The sequence below is a fragment of the Algiphilus aromaticivorans DG1253 genome (genome assembly GCF_000733765.1).
Lineage (GTDB): Bacteria > Pseudomonadota > Gammaproteobacteria > Nevskiales > Nevskiaceae > Algiphilus > Algiphilus aromaticivorans.
Genome location: NZ_JPOG01000001.1, coordinates 3,246,306 through 3,270,466, shown reverse-complemented (window position 1 = coordinate 3,270,466; position 24,161 = coordinate 3,246,306). Strand labels below are relative to the sequence as shown.

21 protein-coding genes and 1 pseudogene are annotated in these 24,161 nt (G+C 68.0%); 8 read left to right on the top strand and 14 right to left on the bottom strand.

All coding sequences use genetic code 11. The features are described 5' to 3' along the window. Positions 1-21: 21 nt before the first annotated feature. Both U743_RS15210 and U743_RS15205 read left to right on the top strand, forming a co-directional pair. Positions 22-1,812, top strand: coding sequence for a carboxyl transferase domain-containing protein (locus U743_RS15210; RefSeq protein WP_043769391.1), 1,791 nt, complete (start codon positions 22-24; stop codon positions 1,810-1,812). A gap of 5 nt (positions 1,813-1,817) precedes the next feature. Next, a complete protein-coding gene (locus U743_RS15205) occupies positions 1,818-3,641 on the top strand; it encodes a monovalent cation:proton antiporter-2 (CPA2) family protein (RefSeq protein WP_043769389.1) in 1,824 nt (607 codons plus the stop codon). A 38-nt stretch (positions 3,642-3,679) separates the two neighbouring features. On the opposite strand, the gene U743_RS15200 is transcribed toward U743_RS15205, so the two are convergent. Together U743_RS15200 and U743_RS15195 are read right to left on the bottom strand one after the other, a co-directional pair. Continuing rightward, positions 3,680-4,561 carry a metal-dependent hydrolase gene (locus U743_RS15200; RefSeq protein WP_043769386.1) on the bottom strand — a complete coding sequence of 294 codons (882 nt, stop codon included), beginning with the start codon at positions 4,559-4,561 and terminating at the stop codon, positions 3,680-3,682. Positions 4,562-4,644: 83 nt separating this feature from the next. Continuing rightward, the gene (locus U743_RS15195) at positions 4,645-5,697 is read right to left on the bottom strand and encodes an AraC family transcriptional regulator (protein WP_043769384.1); all 1,053 of its coding nucleotides are present in this window, start codon (positions 5,695-5,697) and stop codon (positions 4,645-4,647) included. A 65-nt stretch (positions 5,698-5,762) separates the two neighbouring features. Here U743_RS15195 and U743_RS15190 point away from each other — a divergent pair, with 65 nt between their 5' ends. Both U743_RS15190 and U743_RS15185 read left to right on the top strand, forming a co-directional pair. Beyond that, positions 5,763-7,181 carry an amidase gene (locus U743_RS15190; RefSeq protein ID WP_198022073.1) on the top strand — a complete coding sequence of 473 codons (1,419 nt, stop codon included), beginning with the start codon at positions 5,763-5,765 and terminating at the stop codon, positions 7,179-7,181. 50 nt (positions 7,182-7,231) lie between these two features. Beyond that, the gene (locus U743_RS15185; RefSeq protein WP_043769381.1) at positions 7,232-8,239 is read left to right on the top strand and encodes a Kelch repeat-containing protein; all 1,008 of its coding nucleotides are present in this window, start codon (positions 7,232-7,234) and stop codon (positions 8,237-8,239) included. Positions 8,240-8,249: 10 nt separating this feature from the next. On the opposite strand, the gene U743_RS15180 is transcribed toward U743_RS15185, so the two are convergent. From U743_RS15180 to U743_RS19800, 4 genes and pseudogenes are all read right to left on the bottom strand, one after another. After that, on the bottom strand, positions 8,250-9,662 hold the full coding sequence (locus tag U743_RS15180; protein WP_043769379.1) for a phospholipase D family protein: 1,413 nt from the start codon (positions 9,660-9,662) through the stop codon (positions 8,250-8,252). 362 nt (positions 9,663-10,024) lie between these two features. Next, entirely contained in the window at positions 10,025-10,393 is a 369-nt protein-coding gene (locus U743_RS19555; protein WP_052368257.1) for a DUF6285 domain-containing protein, read from the bottom strand. Next, positions 10,390-10,545, bottom strand: coding sequence for a hypothetical protein (locus U743_RS19550; RefSeq protein WP_232226806.1), 156 nt, complete (start codon positions 10,543-10,545; stop codon positions 10,390-10,392). The genes U743_RS19555 and U743_RS19550 overlap by 4 nt, the downstream gene beginning before the upstream one ends. Positions 10,546-10,600: 55 nt before the next feature. Then, a pseudogene (locus tag U743_RS19800) lies at positions 10,601-10,888 on the bottom strand (phosphotransferase); the annotation flags it as partial. Between the two features lie 185 nt (positions 10,889-11,073). On the opposite strand from U743_RS19800, the gene U743_RS15165 reads away from it, so the two are divergent. Next, positions 11,074-12,120 carry an aliphatic amidase gene (locus tag U743_RS15165; protein WP_043769377.1) on the top strand — a complete coding sequence of 349 codons (1,047 nt, stop codon included), beginning with the start codon at positions 11,074-11,076 and terminating at the stop codon, positions 12,118-12,120. Positions 12,121-12,458: 338 nt separating this feature from the next. Continuing rightward, positions 12,459-13,280, top strand: a complete 822-nt coding sequence (locus U743_RS15160; RefSeq protein ID WP_043769376.1) for a hypothetical protein — start codon at positions 12,459-12,461, stop codon at positions 13,278-13,280. Between the two features lie 201 nt (positions 13,281-13,481). Here U743_RS15160 and U743_RS15155 read toward each other — a convergent pair whose 3' ends face one another. From U743_RS15155 to pyk, 8 genes are all read right to left on the bottom strand, one after another. Beyond that, positions 13,482-14,633 carry an NAD(P)/FAD-dependent oxidoreductase gene (locus U743_RS15155; RefSeq protein ID WP_043769374.1) on the bottom strand — a complete coding sequence of 384 codons (1,152 nt, stop codon included), beginning with the start codon at positions 14,631-14,633 and terminating at the stop codon, positions 13,482-13,484. Beyond that, positions 14,634-14,804, bottom strand: a complete 171-nt coding sequence (locus U743_RS15150; RefSeq protein WP_043769373.1) for a rubredoxin — start codon at positions 14,802-14,804, stop codon at positions 14,634-14,636. A gap of 76 nt (positions 14,805-14,880) precedes the next feature. After that, positions 14,881-16,038 (bottom strand): alkane 1-monooxygenase, encoded by a 1,158-nt coding sequence (locus U743_RS15145; protein ID WP_043769371.1) that lies wholly within the window; start codon positions 16,036-16,038, stop codon positions 14,881-14,883. An 89-nt stretch (positions 16,039-16,127) separates the two neighbouring features. Continuing rightward, on the bottom strand, positions 16,128-16,844 hold the full coding sequence (locus U743_RS15140; RefSeq protein WP_043769370.1) for a gamma-glutamyl-gamma-aminobutyrate hydrolase family protein: 717 nt from the start codon (positions 16,842-16,844) through the stop codon (positions 16,128-16,130). Continuing rightward, entirely contained in the window at positions 16,808-17,815 is a 1,008-nt protein-coding gene (locus U743_RS15135; RefSeq protein ID WP_052368256.1) for an amidoligase family protein, read from the bottom strand. The genes U743_RS15140 and U743_RS15135 overlap by 37 nt, the downstream gene beginning before the upstream one ends. Positions 17,816-17,921: 106 nt before the next feature. Beyond that, entirely contained in the window at positions 17,922-20,021 is a 2,100-nt protein-coding gene (gene ppk1, locus U743_RS15130) for a polyphosphate kinase 1 (protein WP_052368255.1), read from the bottom strand. A 4-nt stretch (positions 20,022-20,025) separates the two neighbouring features. After that, a complete protein-coding gene (locus U743_RS15125; protein ID WP_052368254.1) occupies positions 20,026-20,772 on the bottom strand; it encodes a glycerophosphodiester phosphodiesterase in 747 nt (248 codons plus the stop codon). After that, the gene (gene pyk / locus U743_RS15120; protein ID WP_043769368.1) at positions 20,772-22,208 is read right to left on the bottom strand and encodes a pyruvate kinase; all 1,437 of its coding nucleotides are present in this window, start codon (positions 22,206-22,208) and stop codon (positions 20,772-20,774) included. Before pyk ends, U743_RS15125 begins: the two co-directional genes overlap by 1 nt. Positions 22,209-22,351: 143 nt before the next feature. Between pyk and purT the strand changes: the two genes are divergently transcribed. Further along, positions 22,352-23,530, top strand: a complete 1,179-nt coding sequence (purT, locus tag U743_RS15115; protein WP_043769366.1) for a formate-dependent phosphoribosylglycinamide formyltransferase — start codon at positions 22,352-22,354, stop codon at positions 23,528-23,530. Between the two features lie 17 nt (positions 23,531-23,547). Continuing rightward, positions 23,548-24,147, top strand: a complete 600-nt coding sequence (locus tag U743_RS15110) for an ATP-dependent zinc protease family protein (protein ID WP_052368253.1) — start codon at positions 23,548-23,550, stop codon at positions 24,145-24,147. Positions 24,148-24,161 lie beyond the last annotated feature (14 nt).

Genomic DNA, 24,161 nt, shown 5'->3' with positions numbered 1-24,161 from the left:
TCCCGCCAGCTCCCACCGCCGATGTCTGTCTCCGACAATGCCTTGAGCGTCGCCGCGCCTACCGCTGCCGTGCTGCTGCAGCGCCGGGTGGCCGCGGGCGCGACGGTGGCCGCCGGCGAGACGCTGGCGGTGCTGGAGTCCATGAAGATGCAGATTCCGGTGGCCGCGCCGGCAGCCGGTCGCGTGCTGGAGTGGCTGGCCGAGGAAGGTGACACGCTGGCGCAGGATCAGGTGCTGCTTCGGCTGGGCCCGGTCGCGGAGGAGGCCGCGGCCTCTGAGGGTGCGGGAGCGGACGCGGAAGGCGCCGCTGCTGATCCGGCGCTGGCGCAGTTGCAGTCGCGGCTCGAAGCCACCGGCGACGCTGCCCGTGCCGAGCAGTCGGAGAAGCGCCATGCTTCGGGCTACCGCACGGCGCGCGAGAATCTTGCCGATCTTGTCGATCCGGACAGCTTTGTCGAGTACGGCCAGCTCGCCGTGGCGGCGCAGCGCGGCCGGCGCGATGCCGACAGCCTGCGCCGCGACACGGCCGCCGACGGCGTCATCACCGGCCGCGCGCGCATTCTCGGCATGCCGGCGGCGGTGGTCGTCAACGATTACAGCGTGCTCGCCGGAACCCAGGGCTATTTCCATCACCACAAGCTGGATCGCCTCTTCGCGCTGGCGCGGGCCGAGGCGCTGCCCGTGGTGATGTACGCCGAGGGCGGTGGTGGACGGCCGGGGGATACCGATGTCGTCACCCAGGTGGCAGGGCTGGATCTGTCCACCTTCGGTGCCTGGGCCGGTCTGCGCGGCGTCGTGCCGCGCATCGCCGTCGCCAACGGCTACTGCTTCGCCGGTAACGCGGCGCTCTTCGGCGCCGCCGACATCACCATTGCCACGCGCCGCTCCTGGATCGGCATGGCGGGCCCGGCCATGATCGAGGGCGGCGGCCTGGGCCGGGTGGCGCCGACCGAGATCGGCCCGGTCGAAACGCAGGCGACCAACGGCGTCCTCGATATCGTCGCCGAGGACGAAGCCGAAGCGACGCAGCGCGCGCGCCAGGCGCTGGGTTTGCTTTGCGGCCAGCCCGGTCGCGGCGAGGCCCACGAGCAGACGGGTATCGGCGGGCTGTTGCCGAGCGACCGGCGCTATGCCTACGAGGTCCGCCGGATTCTGGAGCGGCTCTTCGACCGCGCGGATCTGCTGGAGCTGCGTGCCGGCTACGGCCGCGCCGTGGTCACGGCGCTGGCGCGCCTCGGCGGCCGGCCCGTCGGCGTGCTCGCCAGCGACTGCCGGCATCTGGGCGGGGCCATCGACGCCGAGGCGGCCGACAAGGCCGCCGATTTCATTGCCCTCTGTGGTCGCTCCGGCCTGCCCGTCGTCTCGCTGGTGGATACGCCCGGCTTCATGGTCGGGCCGGACAGCGAGGACGAAGGCGCCGTGCGCCGCATGGCGCGGCTCTTCGCCGAGGGCGCGCAGGCGCCGGTGCCCTGGGTCGCGATCTTCCTGCGCCGCGGCTACGGTCTGGGCGCGATGGCGCTGGCCGGCGGCAGCTTCTCGCGGCCGGCCTATGTCGCGGCCTGGCCGGCTGGCGAGTTCGGCGGCATGGGCCTGGAGGGTGCCGTCAAGCTCGGTTATCGCAAGGAGCTGGAGGCCATCGCCGACGTGCAGCAGAGGCAGCAGCGTTTCGACGAGCTGCTGGCGCAGGCCTACGAGCGCGGCCGCGCCACCGAGATGGCCGCACATCTGGAGCTGGACGCGGTCATCGCGCCGGAGGCCACGCGCGACACCGTACTGGCGGTGCTGTCCGGACTCGCCCCGGCCGGGCGCTAAGCCGCGTGCTGGAAATCACGATCTTCCTGGCGGCCGCCGTGGTGGCCGTGCCGCTCTTCCGGCTGCTTGGGCTGGGGGCCGTGCTCGGCTATCTCGCCGCCGGCGTGCTCATCGGTCCCTCGGCGCTGGGCCTGATCACCGACGTCGATAGCATCCTGCAGCTGTCCAAGATCGGCGTCGTGCTGCTGCTCTTCCTGGTCGGGCTGGAGCTGGCGCCGCGGCGGCTCTGGGTCATGCGGCACAGCATCTTCGGGCTCGGTCTGCTCGGGGTCACGGCCTGCGCGCTGCCCTTCGCGCTGCTGGCCTGGGGCGCCTTCGGGCTGTCCTGGCAGGCGGCGCTGATCGTCGGGCCGGGGCTGGCTTTCTCATCGACGGCCTTCGCCATGCAGGCCCTGGCCGAACGCAACGAGCTACCCACCGCGCACGGCCGCGGTGCCTTCGCCATGCTGCTCTTCAAGTATCTGGCTCTGCTGCCCTTGCTCGCGGCCATTCCGCTGCTGGCCGGCGGCGAGCCTGGGCTGCAGCCCGCCGGCCTCGCGTTGGCGGCGCTTCAGACCGCGGGCGTACTGGTGGTCATCGTCGTCGGCGGCCATTTCCTGCTGCGCCCGGTCTTCCGCACGGTGGCACGCGTTGGCGAGCGCGAGACCTTCACGGCGACGGCCCTGCTGGTCGTGCTCGGTGTCTCCCTGCTGGTCGAATGGACCGGCCTGCCCATGGCGCTGGGTGCCTTTCTCGCCGGCGTGCTGCTGGCCGACTCGGAGTACCGGCACGAGATCCACGTTGCTATCGAGCCCTTCAAGGGGCTGCTGCTGGGGCTGTTCTTCATCGCCGTCGGCATGTCGGCCGATCTCGGCCTGCTGGCGGAGACCCCCGGGCTGGTGCTGGGCCTGACCGCCGCGGTATTGCTGGCCAAGCTGCTGATCATCTACAGCGTGGCGCGCGCGACCGGCATGGCCGATCACTCGGCGCGGGCGCTGTCGGCGGTTATGCCGCAGGGCGGCGAGCTGGCCTTCGTACTCTTCTCCACTGCCGCAGCCTACGGCGTGCTGGCCACGCCCACGGCCGACGTGCTGGTGGCCGTGGTCACGCTCACCATGGCCGCCACGCCGCTGACCATTCTCGGCAACCGCCTGCTTCTGGACCGCTGGCTGGAGGCAGCGCCACCGGAGGCGCGGCCTTACGACCGGGTCGACGATGCGGAGGCGCCGCGCGTGCTGATCTGCGGATTCGGCCGTTTCGGCCAGACCGTCGGGCGCATCCTGCACAGCGCGCACGTCCCCTTCACGGCGCTGGATGCCAATCCGGTGCAGGTCGACTTCATCCGCCGCTACGGGCATCGCATCTACTACGGCGATCCGGCGCGCGTCGAGCTGCTGCGCGCCGCCGGCGCCGAGCACGCCGAGGCCATCATCATCGCCCTCGACGATGTCGAGGCCTCGATGCGCACGGTCGAGCATATTCGCCGCCATTTCCCGCAGGTTCCGGTCTATGCGCGCGCGCTCAACCGCCAGCACGCCTGGCGGCTGATGGATCTGGAATGCCAGGTCATCAGTCGCGAGACGCTGGCCGGCTCGCTCGACATGGGCGAGAGCCTGCTGCAGCGTTTCGGCTGGGCGGCCGACGAAGCCGCCGAGGCCATGGCGCATTTCCGGCGTCACGACGAGGAAGAGCTGCACAAGCACTACGCCATCCACCAGGAGCAGGGAAGCCGCAGCCCTAGCGACAAGGAGATTGCCGACGAGCTGGAAGGCCTATTCGCTGCCGACGAGGCCGATTCCATCGACCCGGAGCACGAGCACGACCCCGCCTATCAGGACCGGTCGAGCTGATACCGGCGCCACCAGGCGGTGGCGCCGGCAAGCGGGCTTCAGGCCGCGGCGCGCTCCTGATTGGCGGCCATCACGGCATCGGCCGCGGCGATGGCGTCACCGCTGTGCTCGAAGTGCGCGTTCCACTTCTCGTAGGTGGCCATTTCGCCGTGCTTCCAGGGGTGGAAGCCGGGCTTGTAGTAGGCCAGGTAGCTGCCCAGCATGCGCGGATACAGCCCGCCGGGGCCGTAGAGCCACCACAGCCCCTTGGCCCAGACGCGCCACCGATTCTCGAGGCCGTCCACCTTGAACATGTGGCGCATGATCGCGAAGACGTGGAAGGGGAAGCTGAAGGAGACCAGCATCATCGTGATGGCGCGCGTGAAGTAGCCGCCCCGGGCCACCTTCTGGAAGACATCGAAGGCCACCGCCTTGTGCTCGATCTCCTCTACGGCGTGCCAGGCGTACATGCCGCGGATGCGCGGGTCGGCGTCGGTGAACATGTCGGTACCGAAGAAGCCGTGCGCCATCAAGGCCGTCATGTGTTCGGCGGCGGCGGTCTGGCCGAGCGTGAAGCGGCGCGAGAAGCGCTTGCGGAAGAAGCCGAACATCAGCTTCTTCTGCTGCTCCAGGATGTGGTCGACGGCGATGCCCTGCGCCTTCAGGCGGTTGTTGAACTGCGTGTGGACGTGACCGTGCTGGCCTTCCTGATAGATGAAGTCCTTGACCTGTGCTTCCAGCTCCGGGTCGTCGATGGCGTCGCGGTAGTCGCGCACGCAGCTGATGAAGAATTTCTCGCCCTCGGGGAAGAGCAGCGACATGGCGTCGAAGAAACGGCTCTTGAAGGCGTCGCCGCCGAACCAGTACTTCGGAATGTCGCCGTCCAGGTCGAAATCGGGACCCTTGCGCGGGACGATGCGTTGTTCTTTCTGCTGGCTCATGTCAGCGGTCTCCATTGCGATGCCCCGATCCTGAGGCTGCGCTGCGCTGCCGGCTAGGACCGGCCACGACGCCGGGGAACATTTCACGACATCGGGGGCAGGTCCTCACCGCTGTTCCGGGCGCGAAAGGCGCTGGGTGTCAGGCCGGTCCAGCGCTGGAAGGCGCGCGTGAAGCTGCGCCGGTCGGAATAGCCGAGCAGCTCGCTGATGCGATCGATGTCCAGCGTCTCGTCGGCCAGATACTGCCGTGCCAGGCGTTGGCGGGCTTCGGCCTGAAGTTCGGCAAAGCGCGTGCCTTTGGCGCGCAGGCGCCGCTGCAGCGTGCGCGGGTGCATGCCCAGTTCTTCGGCGGTGGCCTCCATGCCCAGTCCGAAGAGCGCCGGCCGGTGCAGCAGCGCCCGCTCGATGGCCGCCACCAGCCCCGGGTTGCGCGGCAGCGCGCGCAAGCGGCGCTCGATGCGCTGGCGCGCTTGCTCGTGCAGCGCCGGGTAGCCGCCGGGCAGCGGCACGTCGAGCAGCCGTCGCGGAAAGCGCAGGGCGTCCTCCGGCTGCGCGAAGGCCACCGGCATGCGAAAGAAGGCCTCGTAGCGCCCGGCGTGCGGCGGTGGCGCGTGGCGGAAGTCGAGCCGGCCCAGCGGCAGCGCGTCGCCGAGCAGCGAGCGCGTGAACTTCTGCACGGTGGCGAAGGTGGTCTCGACGAACCAGGCGCGCGAGGCGCTGTCGGCGCCGGCCTCGTCGAAGCGCAGCAGCAGCCGGGCCGTGTCCTCCTCCTCGCGCAGTACGACATCGAGCATGGGGTTGATCAGCTCGCGCACCCAGTCGAAGACGCCTGCGGCCTCGCGCAGGCTGGGGCTGGTAGTGAGAAAGGCCTCCAGATCGGGCAGATAGTCGAAGGCGAAGGTCTCGCCCAGCACGAAGGGGAAGTGCTGCTCGCGCGAGGCCGCGACGCAGCGCCGCATGAGTTGCTCCAGGTGCTGCCGCTCGATGGTGGCGGTTTCCAGATGCAGCAGATCCGTCGTGATGCCGAGCTCGGCGAAGATCGGCTCGATATTGAAGCCGCACTGCCCCGCCGCCTTGACCCAGTTGGGCAGGGTGATGAAGGGAATCGGCTCGCTGCCCGGCAGATGTTGCGCCATCCGGGCAGTATGCCCGTCACTGGTGCGGTCATCGCGCTTCCGCAATGGACAGACAGGGGACCTCGATGCAGCTAACGCGCATTCACGCCTTTTCTTCCGACGATGTGCTCGGCGAGCTCGACGCCGTCGGACTGGCCGACGCCATCCGCGCCGGCGCGATCGGTGCCGAGGAGGCCGCGCGCGCGGCCATTGCCCGCATCGAGGCTGTGGACGACAAGCTGTCGGCGATGGCCTGCTCCGATTTCGAGCGCGGGCTGGCCGCGGCCGGTCGCACGCCGGGTCCGCTCTCCGGCGTGCCCAGCTTGGTCAAGGACAATACCGATGTCGCCGGCCTGCCGACACGCCATGGCAGCGAGGCCGTGCCGGCGACGCCGGTGAACGACGACGCCGAGTTCACGCGCCAGTACCGTTCGCTGGGCTTCACGCTGCTCGGCAAAAGTCGCCTGCCGGAGTTCGGCTTCAACGGCAGCACCGAGTTCGAGACCGCGCCGCCGGTGCGCAACCCCTGGCAGCCCGAACATACGCCGGGTGGCTCCTCGGGCGGCTCGGCGGCGCTGGTGGCGGCCGGTGCGGTACCCATCGCGCATGCCAATGACGGCGGCGGCTCCATCCGCATTCCGGCGGCCTGCTGCGGGCTCGTCGGTCTCAAGCCGACGCGTGGCCGCGTCGTGCCCAACGCCACCGGCCGCCAGCTGCCTGTCGACATCGTCTGCGACGGCGTCGTGACGCGCAGTGTGCGCGACTCGGCCGCCTTTCTCGCCGGCGCGGAGGCGTACCGGCGCAATCCGAAGCTACCCGAAGTCGGGCTGGTGGAGGGGCCCGGTCGCGACAGGCTGCGCATCGGCCTGGTGCTCGACTCGGTGACGGGCACGGCCACCGACGCCGCCACCCGCGCGGCCGTGGAGCGCATGGCCCATCGCCTGGAGAAGCTGGGGCACAGCGTCGAGCCGATGCCCGTGCCGGCCGGGCCGCGCTTCGTGGAGGACTTCAGCGATTACTGGGCCTTCCTCGCCTTTCTGGTGACTCGTCTCGGCCACCGCAGCCTTCACCCGCACTTCGATGCGAGCAGGGTCGACGCGCTGACGCGCGGACTGGAGCGGCGTTTCCGCAAGCGCATGCTGCGCATCCCGCTGGTCATCGCGCGGCTGCGCGCAAGCGCGCGCCACTGGCAGAAGATTGCCGCGCGCTATGACGTCGGCCTGTCGCCGGTGCTGGCGCGCGTGCCGCCGCGGCTGGGCGAGCTGAGCCCGGCGCGCGGCTTCGAGGCGCTGTTTCCGGCGCTGCAGGAGACAGTTTCCTTCACGCCCATCAACAACGCCAACGGCAGCCCCGCCATCGCGCTGCCCGCTGGTCTGTCCCCGGAGGGCTTGCCCATTGGCGCGCAGCTGGCCGCGGGCCATGGTCAGGAGCGACGGCTGCTGGAGCTGGCCTTCGCGCTGGAAGCCGAGGCGCCTTTTGCGCGCATCCAGGACCCGGCTAGCTGAGCGCGGCGCGCTTTGCCAAGATCGGGAACGCAATCTCGCCGGACGCCGACATGCTCGGAATGCTCAAGCGCATCATCCTGATCCTGCTGCTGGCCGTGGCGCTCGGCCTCGGCTGGCTGCTGTTCTTCCCGCCGCAGCCGGCGGATCGTGCCGGATGGGCGCTGGGCCCGCCCATGCCGGAGGCCTTCGGCGAGCTGGCGACGGTGGCGCTGGAGCGCGACGACGGCGGCGAGGATCTGGTGGTGCTCTCCGGAATTCGCGGCTTCGGCCAGGTGGTCGATCGCGTGCTGCTGCTCGACGCCCCCGATGGGCGCTGGCAGGCGGGGCCACGGCTGCCCGGCACGCGCCATCACGCCGCGGCGGCCGCTTACGAGGGCGCGGTCGTGCTCTCCGGCGGCTCGGGCGCGCTGGATGCGCGCCCCTGGACGCCGCGACGCGAAGTCTGGCGCTGGCGTCCCGGTGCCGATGGCTGGGAGGCCATGCCATCGCTGCCGGAGCCGCGGCTGGGGCATCGCATGGTGGCGCTCGACGATCGTCTCTACGTCATCGGCGGGCAGGGGCCTTCGGCGCGGACCTGGGTGTACCGCCCGGACCACGAGGGCTGGGCCGAGGCCGCGCCGTTGCCGGGGCCGCGCAATCATCTGTCCTTGGTGGTGGTCGATGATCGCATCTGGGCCATCGGCGGTCGCAGCCCGGAGTCGATGGCGCGCGTCGATATCTACGATCCGGGCGCGGACAAGTGGGAACCGGGTCCGGCGCTGCCCGAACCCACCAGCGGCGCGGCGGAGGCCGTCGTCGACGGGCGCATCCATATCGTCGGGGGCGAGGCGCCCGATCTGCTCGGCGGTGGTATCGAGCGGCGGCACTGGGTGCTCGATCCTTCCGCCGAGCGTCCGCGCTGGGAGGAGGGCCCGGCGCCGCCGCTGTATGTCCACGGGGCCGATGGCGCGGTGTGGAATGGGCGCATGGCGATCGCCGGTGGGGCGGCGCGGCATGGCCTGTTGTCAGTCGCAGCCTGGTCGTCGAGCGTGCAGCTGCTGGAATCGCCGGGTCGATGACCGGACTCGCCTAGAAGGTGGAAAGCCCGCTTGCTTCCATGACCCGGTATTGCCAGTAGCGCAAGCGGCTATCGTCCGCAAAGGCTTCGTAGGGCAGGCTGTATGAGCGGCCCTCGGGTTCGTTGCGCCAGGCGCGTTCGAAGAATGCCTTTGCCTGTCGGATGGCGGGGTGGCCGGTAGTCGCCAGCAAGCGCACATCGCTTTCCAGGTTGTAGTTGTCCAGATTGCGGCGCGTGAAATTGGCGGAACCGAGTATCAGCTCCACCTCGCCCGCTGCGTCGGTATGCATCAGCAGCTTGCTGTGACACTGCTCGCCAGCGGTATGGCACCAGCGAACCGGAATCCCGGCCCGGTGCAGTTCCAGCCCCACCTGGCGATTCGGAATCCCCTGCTTGGTCCGGCCGAAGGCATCCCGGTTGGGATCCAGCAGAACGCGGAGCACGACACCGCGTTCGTGTGCCTCCTTCAGGCCATCCACGATGCCCCGATGGGACAGGTAGAACATTGCCATGTCAACGCGCGCGCCCGGGCGGCTTTCGCGCAGCAGCGACAAGGACGCCCGGCGAATCGCTGCCTCGGTGAGGACCTGGATGGCCGGTCCATCTACAGCATCGGATGCTCCCGGTTCCGGCATCTTCGGCAAGCCTGCTCCCGACATTCGGGCCACTGCCCCTTCGGTCGCGAGCAGATCCAGTGCCGCCGCACCGCTGAATCGAAGCGCGACATTGCTGTGGGCGCTGCTTGCATCGTGCGGGTTGGCCGATGTCACCAGCCCGGTCCAGGTATCGCCCTCATCCACGACCAGGGTCTTGCGGTGATTGGCCTTGAAATTCAGCAGCCGCAGGTAACTCCGCAGGGTGACGGGTTTCTCCCCGAAGGGATTGGGCAGCCAGCCGCTGTCCCGGTCGTTGCCCAGCCACTGGCAACAGAGTCGCCAGATACTCGACCACAAGGGATTCGGGTCCCGCAGGCGGGGCAGCCGTGTCATGACGACCCGCACGCCGGCCGCTTCAAGCGCGGACAGATGCTCGGGCAGAAGGCTTCCGTAGACCGTGTTGAAGGGGTCGGTGATGACCATGGCCTGCAGGCCGGGGACGGCCCGCCGCCGCGCGATCAGGGCCCGGGTAAGTTCGCTGGAAATCGGCCGATGGTCATCGCTTCCGGCGCCGGCGAAATCGTTGAACAGGAACATGTCCATCACTACCAAGCGCTCCGCCTGAGCGATCAGGCGGAGCGCTTCATCGAAGATGGCCTGCTCCATGCGCCGGTCGCCGCCGTCGGTTTGCCAGGTCTCGTCGCTCAGGAAGCGAAGATTGACCGCGGGCCGAAGCGGTGTCGCCGCATCCAGGCCCTGGGGCAGCGGCTTGTATTGGTGATAGACCCAGAAAGCGGTGACCGCCAAGAGCAGGGCCGCGCCAACCATGCCCAGACATCGCCAGGTCCGCCTCCGGCCAGAGTGGGCCTTGGAATCGCCGTGTGCTATCTGCTCCCCTGCCATCTGTCTCCCGGCGATCCGGCGGCCCATTCTCTTGTTGTGCAGCCGGTAATCCGACCCGGAAGGGGCTTGAGACCATCTCGGAAATCCCAAGCTGCGTTCACAGAGTAAGACCCTTGGCCCCTGCCCGCTATGCGCTGAGTCGGGCGCGAGCGCCGACGCGAGCTTCCTGTCGTGATACCGCCCGCTTCGGTGCCCTTGATGGAGCACGTATGGTTCTGTCTCGTTGCTTCACGACATCGCGAAAGCAGCTAGAGAGTCTGCGTTACTCCACGAACCACGCTGTGCCCCTATTCGCTGACCTTCGGTAGTGCCCTTAGCTCCGGGTTGTCGACGCGCAGATGCGCTCCGGCGCAGGCGCGCAAGGCGGCCAGCACGGCGGGATCTTCGGGGCTGAGTTGGCCTTCGGGCAGCGCTGCGCAGAGCCGAGAGCGGAGGATCGCGAGATCCTCCTCGCTCGCCAGCGGCAGGGCGCTCAGCGCGGCGCGCTCGCTTTCCGCGGCCTCGGCCCCCTCGGCCAGCGCGCGTTCGACGATGCTCAGGGCCCCGGCGACCAGACGCAGGCGATAGGCGGTATTGGCGCTGTCCTCGCCCAAGGCGGCAAGCTCATTGCGCGCCGCACGGGCCAGCTCGGCGTCGGTAGGGCGATTGCCACTCATGCGGCCTCCCGGCCTTCCATGAGGTCCAGCAGATGCAGCTCGACCTCGGAGACGCGCCGGCCGATCAGGGCAGGCTCCAGGCCCGGGGCCTCGCCGCGCAGATGCTGCCAGGCGAAGGACTGGCAGATCACGCCCCACTTGAGCGCAGCCACGGCCCTCCCAGAAGCGCAGCCGCGCGTCGGCGCCGAAGCGCCAGGAGCGCATGCACAGCCAGCCGATATCCTCGGCCGGGTCGCCACGGTGCGCCAGCTCCCAGTCGAGCACGCCGGTGAGGCCGGCCTCGGGACCGACGAGGAAGTTGCCGTTGCGAAAGTCGCCGTGCACTAGCCGCGGCGGCGCCGCCTCCGGCAGTCGTGCGCCCAGCCAGACGATGGCGGCCTCGAAGGCCGGTAGGGCCTCGCCGGCCGGCAGCGCGCCATCGCCACCGTGCCGAGACTGGCCACGATGCCCAGAGCAACGCGCGTCGCGCACGCGAGCAATGAACGCAGCGCGCATCAGCCGGAAAGCGTGCAGAGCTATCGCAGCCGTCATCCGGCGGGTTGCCAATGCTGCAGCGGCTCATCAAAAGCGGCCGGCAGGGGGCACGGAGCGCGAGGCGCGCGCTGCCAGGCATTCCTGGGTGATCAGTCACTGAAGGCCTCGCCCCCGAAGAGCGGGTGGCCTGTCAAGGGAGCACGATCATGCGACACGGAGATATCTCGAGCAGCGCCGATACCGTCGGTGTAGCCGTCGTCAACTACAAGATGCCGCGGCTGCATACGCGACAGGATGTGCTGGACAACGCCCGCGGCATCGCCGAGATGGTCAAGGGCATGAAGGTCGGACTGCCCGGCATGGATCTCGTCGTCTTTCCCGAGTACTCGACGATGGGGATCATGTACGACCGTGACGAGATGATGGCCACGGCCGCACCGATCCCCGGCGACGAGACCGAGGTATTCGCGGCGGCCTGCCGCGAGGCGGATACCTGGGGTGTGTTCTCCATCACCGGCGAACGTCACGAGGGGCATCCCGAAAAGGCCCCCTACAACACGCTCATCCTCATCAATAACCAGGGCGAGATCGTCCAGAAGTATCGCAAGTGCATCCCGTGGTGCCCAATCGAGGGTTGGTACCCGGGCGATGCCACCTACGCCTGCAATGGCCCGAAGGGCTTGAAGATCAGCCTCATCATCTGCGACGACGGCAACTATCCCGAGATCTGGCGCGACCGCGCAATGAAGGGTGCCGAGCTCATCATCCGCTGCCAAGGCTACATGTATCCGGCCAAGGAGCAGCAGGTGATGATGTCGAAGTGTATGGCGTGGTCCAACAACTGCTATGTCGCCGTCGCCAACGCCGCCGGCTTCGACGGCGTCTATTCCTACTTCGGGCATTCCGCCATCATCGGCTTTGACGGCCGTACCCTCGGCGAGTGCGGTGAAGAGGAGATGGGTATCCAGTACGCGCAGCTCTCGGTGAGCGCCATTCGCGATGCCCGTGCCCACGACCAGTCGCAGAATCACCTCTTCAAGCTCCTGCATCGCGGCTATACCGGCGGTGATGGCGACCAGGGCGTGGCGAACTGTCCCTTCGAGTTCTATCGTGATTGGGTTAACGATCCGGTGGCGGCGCGTACCCGCGTCCAGCGCATCACTCGAGAGGCGACAGGTACCGAGCAGTGCCCGGTGGGGAATCTGCCGACGGCCGCGCGCACCGGTACTACCGGGAAGATTGGCAGCACCTGACGCCCGCCTTTTCCTGTGGACGGGGCCGCTCGGGCCAGGAACGTCGCTTGTGCGCGGCTGCCACCGACAGTCGCCGGCGATGCTGGTCGTGGTGCGCGATGCCGCCGCGCAGGCCGGGTGGCTGGCGCATCACCTAAGGGCCTGATGTCGGGCGGAAAATCGAATACGACGGCCGTCGGAAGTTACGTCATTTGACGTATGTCTTTGGCCCGGCGCCTTCCCTGATGATTCGAGCCATAAGCATTCCAGCCGTTCCGCCGGCTTGTGGGGATGCGACGGAATGCAACAAGGGGACCCGTTGGGCGCGTATTTCATCCGAACTTCTCTAGGGAGAAACCATGAAGCAAATGAGACAGGTCATCTATCCCGTGCTTGCGGGCACGCTGGTGTGGGGAGCAGCCAGCCCGGCCTTCGCCGACGATGCCGGCAGTGCTGTGAGCGGGTCCTTCGGCGTTGATTACGCCTCGCACTTCGTTTCCTATGGCGCCGACGTCTGGGGCGGCGGCAGTGATTTCTTCGGTTCGGAGTCGACCAATTTCGTTTATTTCGATATCGGCTTGGCCCTTCCTAAGGGCTTCTCCGTGAATTTCGGCGTCTGGGGCGACGTCAACGACAATTCCGACGGCCCGGCCACGGTGGGCGGCAACATTCAGGAAATCGATACCTATATCGGAGTCGGCTACGCCGCCGGCATCGCATCCTTCGGTGCGACCTACCAGGAATGGAACTATGGCGGCGTCACCGCCGAGCGCATTCTCGACCTGAGCGCCGGGCTGGATGACTCGGGCATGTGGGGCGGCGACTTCGCCCTCAACCCGGGTCTGACCGTGCATATGCGCATCGGCAGCGAGTCGGGTGCCGAGGAAGGGGAGGCCTACGTCTTCTCCGTGGGCCCCGGCTTCGATGTCGGCTCGGTGTCTTTCTCGGTGCCGGCCAGCGTCGCCTTCTTCTCGGACGGCTATTACAACCCGGACGAGGGCGGCTACGGCTATTCCTCGCTGGGGCTCTCCGCCTCCATCCCGATGGCCTTCGTTCCGCCGGCCTACGGCGACTGGGGCCTCGGTCTCGCCACCACCTACTACATGACCGACGACGCCGTTATCGGCAATCCGGAAGACGACTTCCTGACCGGCATGGTGAGCATCAGCCTGTCCTACTGACCTCGAGGCACGCGCTTTCGAGGCTGCAACTCAAAGAGTAACGGTGTGGCGGCCGGTCCCGCGGTTCGGGGGCCGGCCGTTTTTTAGTTATTGACCGGCTATAGGGCTGCGGCCGGGCCCGTGGGCGGTCGGTCTCTGGTCGCTGTCGATGCCAGCTGCACGCTGTCGGACCAGCATGCCGCGCACTGCCCCGCTCGCGTATCAGTCCTTAGCGGCAAGCACCGGCGGCACGCGCTTGGTGTACTCGCCGCGCTTCTTCGTCGCCGCGCCGGTCAGCGCGAAGCCGGTCTCGCGCCCGTCGTCGGCCACGAAGATCGCTTCCAGATCGGGCGCCTCGCCGCTAACCTGCCACGCGCCCTCGGCGACCAGCGGTGGGCAGACCAGCGTCGGGCAGGCCGGTGTCTTGACGATGACGGGCATGGCCGGCAGCGATGCCCGTGTCGGCTCGCCGCTCAGCGTCTTGGCCAGTGCGCGCGCCGCGTGGGCGATGGGCAGCACATAGGGCATCGGCAGCGATGTGGCATCGCCCGGCACGTCCACGCAGTCACCAAGGGCGTAGATATCTGGCGCGGAGGTCGCGAAGTGATCATCGACGCGGATGCCGCGGCCGCATTCCAGGCCGGCAGCCTGCGCCAGATGCGTATCCGGCTTCAGACCGATGGCCGACAGCAGCAGCTCGAAGTCCAGCTCGCTGCCGTCGTCGAGATGTGCGCGCCGGCCTTCGACCCGCTCTATGGAGCGGCCGAAATGGAAGCGCACGCCGAGATCTTCCAGGCCGGCCTGCAGCGCACGACCCTGCGGCTCGGGCAGCAGGCGCGACAGCGGCCAGTCGGCCAGGTCGATGACGCTGACGCGATGCCTTGCCGCGGCGAGATCATTGGCGAACTCGCAGCCGATGAGGCCGGCGCCGGCGATGAGGATCTCCGTGTTCTCGCCGAGGCGGTCGTGGAAGATGCGGTAGTCGTCGAGGCTGTTGACCGAGGTCGCGTCTGGCCCCAATGCTTGCAGCCGGATCGGCGCGGCGCCGGTGGCGAGCACGAGGCTGGCGTAGCGCAGCGTTTGACCACCGAAGCGGATCTCGTGGGCCTCGGGGTCGATGGATTCGACCGTGCTGTGCGGGTGCAATGTCGCCTTCACCGCTTCCGCGGCCTGCTCAGCGGGCTGCTGAACCAGCTCTCCGGGCGCCTTGCCCATCGCCAGCGCTTTGGACAGATTCGGCTTGTAGTAGGCGCTGCCATCGTCGCGGGTGACGATGTGCACCGGGGTCGCCTCGTCAAGCTTGCGCAGCTCCCGCGCCAGCGTATAGCCGGCGTGGCCGCTGCCGACGATGACGATGGGGTCGGCGGCGCTCACTCAGTCATCCACCGGCACCATCTCGAAGTCATCCTTCGAGGCGCCGCAGTCCGGGCAGGTCCAGTCGTCAGGGACGTCCTCCCACTTGGTGCCGGGCTCGATGCCCTCTTCGGGCAGGCCCTTGGCCTCGTCGTATTCGAAGTCGCAGATCAGGCAACGCCACTTGCGCATGGGCTCAAACTCTCTTTTTAGTCCGTAAAAAAGGCGGCGCGCCAGAGCGCGCCGCCGCGTATTGTGCCCTTTCGGCTCAGGCAGAGTGGTAGCGCGTCATCAGCTCGGCTTCCTTGCCCGGTTGCAACGCTGCCTTGGTGAGGTCGCCCTCGTGATGAGCAACGACCTTGGGGTCCATGACCTTGAACCACAACCAGGGGATGTAGGCCAGCACGATCATGCCGGCGTAGCCCGAGGGCAGCTGCGGTGCGTCCTCGAAGTGGCGCAGCGCCTGGTAGGAGCGCGTCGGGTTCGCGTGATGGTCCGAATGCCGCTGCAGCTGATAGAGCAGCAGGTTGGTCACGGTGTGGTTGTTGTTCCAGGAATGGCGCGGCTGACAACGCTCGTAGCGGCCGTTATCCAGCTTCTGCCGGCGCAGGCCGTAGTGCTCAAGATAGTTGACCACTTCCAGCAGCGAGAAGCCGTAGATCGCCTGGATGATCAGGAAGGGCAGCACGATCCAGCCGAACCAGGCGGTCAGCCCGGCGAAGAGCATCACCGTTATGCTCCAGGCCTGCAGGTTGTGGTTATGGATCGACCAGACGCCGTGGCCGTTGCGCGCCAGCCGCTGCTTCTCGATCTCCCAGCCCGAGCGCAGGCTGCCCAGGACGGTGCGCGGCAGGAATGCGTAGAGGCTTTCACCCATGCGCGAGGAGGCCGGATCCTCCTCCGTCGCCACGCGTACGTGATGGCCGCGGTTGTGCTCGACGAAGAAGTGACCATAGGCCGAGGTCGCCAGCGCGATCTTGGCCAGCCACTGCTCAAGGCCGTCGGTCTTGTGCCCGAGCTCGTGGCCGGTGTTGATGGCGATACCGGAAACCACACCAACCGAGACGGCCACGCCCAGATAGGCCCACCCGGCCAGATCCAGCGTCGCCACGGCCCAGCAGCCCCACACCAGCGTGACGTACTGCAGCGGCACGGCCATGTAGGTGGCGTAGCGGTAGTAGCGTTCGCGCTCCAGCGCCGGGACGATCTCCTCGGGTGGATTGCTGCGGTCCTCGCCGATGAGCAGGTCGGCGAGCGGGATCACGCCGTAGACGAAAAGCGGCGCGAACCAGAAGAAGATGCCCCAGCCGGTCAGCTCGAAGAAGAAATAGCCGATCAGCGGCAGCAGCATCACCGGCGCGCCCAGCAACCAGAGGTACTTCTTGCGGTCCACCCAGTCGGTAGCATTGAGGCTTGCGGTGGTCATGACAGGCTCCTCCCTCGCGGGACTGAACAATCGTTTAATTAAACGATAGTTTAATAGACGGTGCTTGTCAACAGCGAGACCGGCAGCGCTCAGCCGTTCCGCGTCGCACGCAGGTTGCGGCGCCTGGCTTGACCGACCAGGGCGGCGAAAAGCCGGCGCTGGGAGCGCTGGCGCGGGAGGTACTCCGGGTGCCACTGCACGCCGATGCGGAACGGTGCATCGATAGCCTCGACGCCTTGCTTGATGCCGTCGAGGTCGCGCGCAACCGTGCGCAAGCCGTGCCCCAGGCGCTGCATGGCCTGGTGGTGCAGGCTGTTGATGCGCAGCGGCGATGTGCCGCAGATGCGCGCCAGCCGGCTGTTGGCACGCAGCGCGGCAGTCTTGCGCGCCAGTGGCGTGCGGCGGTTGCTGGTCAGGCGGCGTCGCGGACGAATGTCGGCGTAAAGCGAGCCCCCCAGCGAGACGTTGAGCAACTGCGCGCCGCGGCAAATGCCGAGCACTGGCAGGCCGTCGCCAAGTGCGCGTTCCAGCAGCGCCAGCTCCAGTCGATCACGCGCCGGATCGGCGGCGGGCGCCCCGTTGTCCTCGCCGGTATAGAGCGCCGGGTCGATATCGTCGCCGCCGCCGACAATCAGGCCTTCCAGGGCGGTGTCCCCGGGCAGAGGCCGGCCGGGCGTGATGCGCAGCGGCCGGCCGCCCGCGCGCCGTACGGCGGCGGCTGCGAACCACCAGCCCCAGGGCAGGCGCGAGTCGCCGCCGGTGATGCCGATCAGTGGTCGGCCAGCGCGTCGTCGTCTAGCAACCATCGTCGCGTCTGTTGCTGCCAGTCGCCGGTCAGTCGATCCACGACGCTGTCGTGAAAGCTCAGGAAGTCTTTCGCCATGCGTGCCCGTCGATCGGCGTCGCCGGCTAGGTGCTCCAGCTGCAGCCAGTCGCGCCAGAGATCGCGCCAGTGCCAGTCGGGCTCGTCGATCTGGCAGTTGGGCAGACGATAGTGCAGCGCCGGCCGCGCCTTGATGCGGTGATCGTCAACCGTTGCACGTACGCGCGCCTCGTCGAGGTGCGCGAAGACCGGCAGCATGTCCAGCGCCCGATTGCGGGTCGGGTTGTGCGCCAGGTAGTCGTCGATCAGTTGCGCGCTGTCCGGTGCGTAGTCGGCTTGCAGGATCAGGCGCGCATAGTCCAGCGGGTAGGGTTCGATGTAGGGCGATATGCGGCGCGACAGATCGGGGTGGCAGCGTTCGCGCAGCCAGTCGAAGAGCAGCGCCCAGGCCTGCAGATAGGCCAGCAGTGTCGCGGCGGTGGTGTCGGCCAGCTCCACGTTGAGATGCACGCCGAAGGCATAGAGCGGCGAGTGCCGCGTGCCACGAGCGCCCGCGCGGCACAGTTCGGAGACCAGCGTGTCGACGACTTCCAGCTCGTCCATGGCGATCGGAGGAGAGACGATCTCGAAGGGAACGACCTGCCGTGCCACGGCGGCCAGCAGACTCTCGGAAAGCTCCTCAAGGCTGTTGCGTGGCTCGACGTTAGGCTCGTTGTTCTCGCGGCCCAGGGCCTTGAGGAAGGCGAAATCCAGCTCGATGCCCCATTTGCCCCAGCGCGTGCCGGTGACCTCGGCTTCATAGTCCGAAATGACATGAGCGCGTCCACCGACCTGTTCAGGCACAAGCTCGCAGAGTTTGGGCAGCGACAGGCCGGAGAACTCGAGCTCGACGCCCAGGCGGCGCATCGCGCCGTCTTCGGTGCGCGTTACGGGCGGCATCGCCTCGACCGGCACCGACCGGCTCCGGCGACGCCACCATTTGCGGAATTGCGAGGCAATCAAGTCCGGGTCTCCGAGGCGCTTGGGCCAGCGCAGCCTACCGCTCGCGCGCATCGAGCGTTCAGCCGGATGTGGCTTCGTCGAGCAGCAGTTGCTGCGCGCCGGGGTTGTGTTCGTCGGGAATGCCGATGCGCGTGTAGCTGCCGTCGGCATCCAACTCCCAGGCGCGCACGCGGTCGTCGATGTAGTGCTGCAGCTCGGACAGCACGCGCTTGCGCAGTCGTGCGTCGAGTACGGGAAAGGCCACCTCCACGCGCTTGTAGAGATTGCGTTCCATCCAGTCGGCCGAGGACAACCAGACTTCCGGCTCGCCGCCGTTCTCGAAGCAGAACACACGGGTGTGCTCGAGGAAGCGGCCGATGACTGAGGTCACGCGGATGGTGTCGGAGACACCGGGCAGCCCGGGCCGCAGCGAACACATGCCGCGCACGACCAGATCGATGGGTACGCCGGCGCGCGAGGCGCGATACAGCGCCTGGATCATTTGCGCGTCCACCAGCTGATTCATCTTGGCGCGGATGCGTGCCGGCCGACCGGCGCGATGGTTCTCGGCCTCGCGCTCGATGCGCGCGACCATCGTCTTCTGCAGCGTAAAGGGCGAATGCAGCAGGCGATGCAGGGCGCTTACCCGGCCCAGCGAGGTCAGCTGCAGGAAGACGTTGTGCACATCGTCGCCGACCTTTGCGTCGCAGGTGAACAGGCCGTAATCGGTGTAGAGGCGTGCCGTCTTGGGGTGGTAGTTGCCGGTGCCGAGATGCGCGTACTGGCGCAGCCCGCCCTCCTCGCGGCGCACGACAAGAATCATCTTGGCGTGCGTCTTGTAGCCGACCACCCCGTAGACGACATGCGCGCCGACCTCCTGCAGGGCCTCGGCGAGATCGATGTTCTCGGCCTCGTCGAAGCGCGCGCGCAGTTCGACGACCACCGTGACCTCCTTGCCGTTGCGCGCGGCTTCGATCAGCGCCTCCACCACCGGGCTCTTGGCGCCGGTTCGGTACAGCGTCTGCTTGATGGCCAGCACATTCGGGTCGCGCGCGGCCTGGCGCAGAAACTCCAGCACCGGCGTGAAAGCGTCGAAAGGGTGGTGCAACAGCACATCCCGCTCGCGCAATGCGGCGAAGACGTCCTGTGTCATGCCGCGGTGCAGGCGCGGCGTGAAAGCGCTGAACTTGAGCTCGGGCCGCTCGATCATGTCGGGCAGTGCCATCAGGCGATTCAGGTTCACCGGTCCGTTGACCTGATAGACGTCTGAAGGGCTCAGTTGTACCGTCTCCATCAGATAGCGCCAGAGGTGCTCGGGACAGTTCTGCGCCACCTCCAGGCGCACCGAGTCGCCCCACTGACGCTGGGCCAGCTCACCTTCCAGAGCCTCCAGCAGATCCTCGGTTTCTTCTTCGTCGACCAGCAGGTCCGAGTTGCGCGTGATGCGGAATTGGTAGCAGCCGGTGGCCTGCATGCCGGGGAAGAGGTCGTCGACGTAGGCGTGGATCACTGACGACAGGAAGACGAAATCGTGCGGGCCCGATCCGGTGACGTCGCGCGGGATCTGGATCAGTCGTGGCAGTGCGCGCGGGGCCTGCACGACGGCGAAGCCGCTGTTGCGCCCAAAGGCGTCCTTGCCCTGCAGCTGCACGATGAAGTTGAGCGACTTGTTGAGGATGCGCGGGAAGGGATGTGCCGGGTCCAGACCGATGGGTGACAGCACCGGCATCAGCTCCTCATGGAAAAAGCGCGCCAGCCAGGCGTCTTGTTCGGGGCTCCACTCCGAGCGGCGCAGGAATCGTATCTGCTCGGCTTCCATGGCCGGCAGCAGCACGTCGTTGAAGACGCGATACTGCTCGTCGACCAGCGCGTGCGCGCGCTCGGCGATATGGCGCAGCAGTTCCTGCGGCGTCTGACCGTCGCTGGCGCGCTGGTTCGGGTTGAGTTCGGCCATCTTGATGAGGCCGGCGACGCGGATCTCGAAGAACTCGTCGAGATTGGAGCTGGCGATGCAGACGAATTTCAGGCGCTCCAGCAGCGGCACGGATTCGTCCAGCGCCTGCTCCAGAACACGCTTGTTGAAGGCGAGCAGCGACAGCTCGCGGTTGAGATAGAGCTCGGGCGCGCCCAGATCCGGGGCGGTCTCGGACTCCTGCGTGCTTTGTGGTCGACTGTCCATCGCCTTATTGCACCCCGGCGGAATGACGTTTTTGTGACATGGCACTGATCAGCCTAAACCGCTCCGGGTGATCCGTGAATATGCCGGCCGCGCCGGCTGCGCGCAGCGCCTCGGTTTGAGCGACGTCGTTGACGGTGAAGATATGCGCGCGCAGGCCGGCGCTAGCGAGCCGTCCGAGGGTGGCCGCGTCGGCGAGAGCTCGGTGGAGATGTACGATGCGGCTTCCCAGGCTGGCTGCGACCGCTTCGGCGTTGGCGGCGTCGAAATCGAAGAGCGGTGCAACCGGCACCTCCGGCAATGCCGCGTGAAAGGCGGTCAGCGCGGCGTGGTCGAAACTGGAGACGAGCAGGTCCTCGGCCGACCAGCCGGCGGTTAGCGCCGTGCGTAGCGCCTCGGCTGTGCGCGGGCCGACATCGGCGCCGGCCTTCAGCTCGATATTCAGCGCGGCGCGTTCGCTTAGTTGATCCAGCAGCGTGTCCAGCTCCGGAATGCGCTGGCCGGCGCCTACGTCCAGCGCCCGCAGTTCGCGCAGCGGAGTTTCCAGAACCGTGCCCGAGACGCCGGCGCAGCGATCGAGCCGGTCATCGTGGAACACGATCAGCGCCTCGGGGTGCGCCTGCACGTCCAGCTCCATCCAGCGCAAGCCGGCGTGGATGCCGGCCTCGAAGGCCGCCAGCGTGTTCTCCGGCGCCAGCCCCGCGGCCCCGCGATGCCCGAAGAGCGTGAATTCGGCGAGGCGTGGCTCGGTCATCAGCCGTCGACGGTCACGATCTTCATCGTGTTGGTGCCGCCGGGGCCGGTGAAATCGCCCTTGGTGAGCAATGCCCGGTCGCCGCGCTGCAGCCAGCCGTGTGCCAGCAGCATGTCGGTGGCCTCCTGGGCGGGCCGCGCGCTGTCCAGCTCGCTGGGCGTGAAGGCGATGGGATAGACGCCCCGGCAGAGCGTCATGCGCCGGCGTGTCGCCTCCAGCTGCGTGAGCGCGAAGATGGGGATGCGCGTGTCGCTGCGCGACATCATCAGAGCCGTGCTGCCGGATTCGGTGAGCGCGACGATGGCCTGGGCGTGCATGTGCTGCGCCGTCCAGATCGTGGCCATGGCGATGGCCTCGTCGGTTCTCACGAAGTGGCTATCCATGCGATCGCGGCCGCGCGGCTCGGGCATGGCCGCTTCGGCGCCCAGGCAGACGCGCGCCATGGCCTCCACCACGCGGGGCGGGTGGCGGCCGGTGGCCGTCTCGGCCGAGAGCATGACGGCGTCGGTGCCGTCCATGACCGCGTTCGCCACATCCAGCACCTCGGCGCGCGTCGGGATGGGGCTGGTGATCATCGACTCCATCATCTGCGTGGCGGTGATGACCAGCCGGTTGTCCTCGCGCGCCGCGCGGGTGATGCGCTTCTGCCAGCCGGGCAGCTCGGCGTCGCCAATCTCCACACCGAGATCGCCGCGCGCGATCATGACCGCATCCGAGGCTTCGATGATGCTGTCCAGAGCGAGCAGGGCTTCGGCGCGCTCGATCTTGGCCACCAGCGCCGCGCTGCTGCCGGCTGCATCCAGTAGCCGGCGCGCTTCACGCATGTCCTCGCCGTTGCGCGGGAAGGAGACCGCTACGAAATCGACGCCCTGGGCGGCGGCGTGGGCGAGATCGTCGTGGTCGCGCTCGGTGAGCGCGGCCGCAGACAACCCACCGCCGGCCTTGTTGATGCCCTTGCGGTCCGAGAGCTCGCCACCGATCTCCACTTCGGTGTCGATGCGCGTGCCCGCCACCTGGGTGACGCGCAACCGGATGGCGCCGTCGTTCAGCATCAGGGCGTCGCCGGCGACGACGTCGTTGGGGAGGTCCGGATAGGCGCAGCCGACGATCTCGACCGTGCCCGCCGCCGCCGGATGCGCCGTGTCGAGCGCGAAGCGCGCGCCGGGTACCAGCGTGATCGGGCCCTCGGCGAAGCGTTCGATGCGGATCTTGGGCCCCTGCAGGTCGGCGAGGATGCCGATATCGCGTCCGGCGGCCGTGGCCGCCTCGCGCACTTGCCGGATGCGGCGGGCGTGATCGGCATGGTTGCCATGCGAGTAGTTGATGCGCACGGCGTCGACGCCGGCGGCGACGAGGGCGGCCAGCGTCTCCAGCTCGTCGGTGGCGGGGCCGAGGGTGGCGAGAATACGGGTGCGGCGGCGGTGCGTTTCGTGCATGGCCTTACTTTACGCTGCGCCGCCCGGCGACGGCATTCGACGATGGCAGTTTCTTGGCGATTCACGCGTTCGGATGCGGCATCGTGCCCGGTGTGGCGCTGCCTTCACCGTCCAGTCAGCGTGCGAGCCGGCACAATGCGCGCATGAAGATCGGAACCCCTCTAAGCGCGACGGCCACGCGCGTGCTGCTGCTGGGCAGTGGCGAACTGGGCAAGGAAGTCGCCATCGAGCTGCAACGCCTAGGTGTCGAGGTCATCGCCTGCGATCGCTATGCCGACGCGCCGGCCATGCAGGTCGCGCATCGCAGCCATGTGCTGCCCATGCTGGACGGCGACAAGCTGCGCGCGGTTATCGAAGCCGAGCGCCCGGCGCTGATCGTGCCGGAGATCGAGGCGATCGCCACCGACGCGCTGGAAGCGCTGGAGGCCGAGGGCTGGAAGGTCGTCCCGACCGCGCGCGCCGCGCGCCTGACCATGGATCGCGAAGGCATCCGCCGCCTGGCCGCGGAGACGCTGGGCCTGCCGACTTCGCCGTATCGCTTCGTCGACGACTTCGCGGCCTGCGAGGCCGCAGTCGCGGCTGTCGGTACCCCCTGTGTGCTCAAGCCGGTGATGAGTAGCTCCGGCAAGGGGCAGTCCACCATTCATAAGCCGGCCGATACGCGCGCGGCCTGGGATTACGCCCAGGCCGGCGGCCGCGCCGGCGCGGGCCGCTGCATCGTCGAGGGCTTCGTCGAATTCGACTACGAGATCACCCTGCTGACGCTGCGCTCGGTCTCCGGCACGAGCTTCTGCGCGCCCATCGGGCATCGCCAGGTCGACGGCGACTACCGGGAATCCTGGCAGCCGCAGGCCATGTCCGACACGGCGCTGGCGCGTGCCCAGGAGATCGCCGCCAGCCTGACCGAGGAACTCGGTGGCTACGGCATCTTCGGCGTCGAGCTCTTCGTGTGCGGTGACGAGGTGCTGTTCTCCGAGGTGTCGCCGCGACCGCACGACACCGGGCTGGTGACGCTCATCAGCCAGGATCTTTCCGAATTCGCCCTGCACGCCCGCGCCATTCTTGGCCTGCCCGTGCCGGCGATCCGGCATTACGGCGCGGCGGCCTCCTGCGCCCTGGTCTTCGAGGGCGACACCGTGGCGCCAGTCTTTGCGGGTCTCGATGCGGCCCTGGCCGAGCCGGATGTCCATCTGCGCCTCTTCGGCAAGCCGGAGCTCGGTGGCGGGCGGCGGCGCATGGGCGTGACGCTGGCGCTGGGTGCCAACGCGGCCCAAGCCCGGCAGCGCGCCTGCGCGGCGGCCGCCAAGATTTCCCTCAACTGACTTTTCTGGAGTTACCGATGCCCGTTATGCGCCTGTTGATGCTTCTGCTGCCCGGCCTGCTCGCAGGGCCGGCCGTGGCCGGAGAGGATGTCGCTCACGTCTACGGCTGGGTGGAGAAAGGCCGCCTGCTGGTGGCCGAGGACACCGAGCTGAAGGTAAAGCTCGACTCCGGGGCGCTGACTTCTTCCTTGCATGCCACCGACATCGAGCGCTTCGAGCGCGACGACGAGGAGTGGGTGCGCTTTAGCCTCTCGCTGGACGCTCACGATGAAGACGCCGAGTTCGAGGCGCAGGAGATCGAGCGTCGTGTCTATCGCAATCTGCGCATCCGCAGCGCAGCAGGTACGACACGGCGGCCGGTGGTGCTGATGCGCCTGTGCATGGGCAACGTCGTTCACGAGGAGCAGTTCGGCCTCGAGGACCGCAGCGCGCTCAACTATCCCGTGCTGCTGGGGCGGCGCACGATCCAGCATCTCGGTCTGCTGGATGTCACGCGCACCTTCCTTAACGACCCCCAGTGCGATGACGATGCCGAGATCCGGCTGCACGAGGATCGAAAGCCCGATCCCGATATCGGTGATGGCGCCGGAAACGGCGACGAAGAGGAAAGCAGCTAGGGTGAATCGCGCGG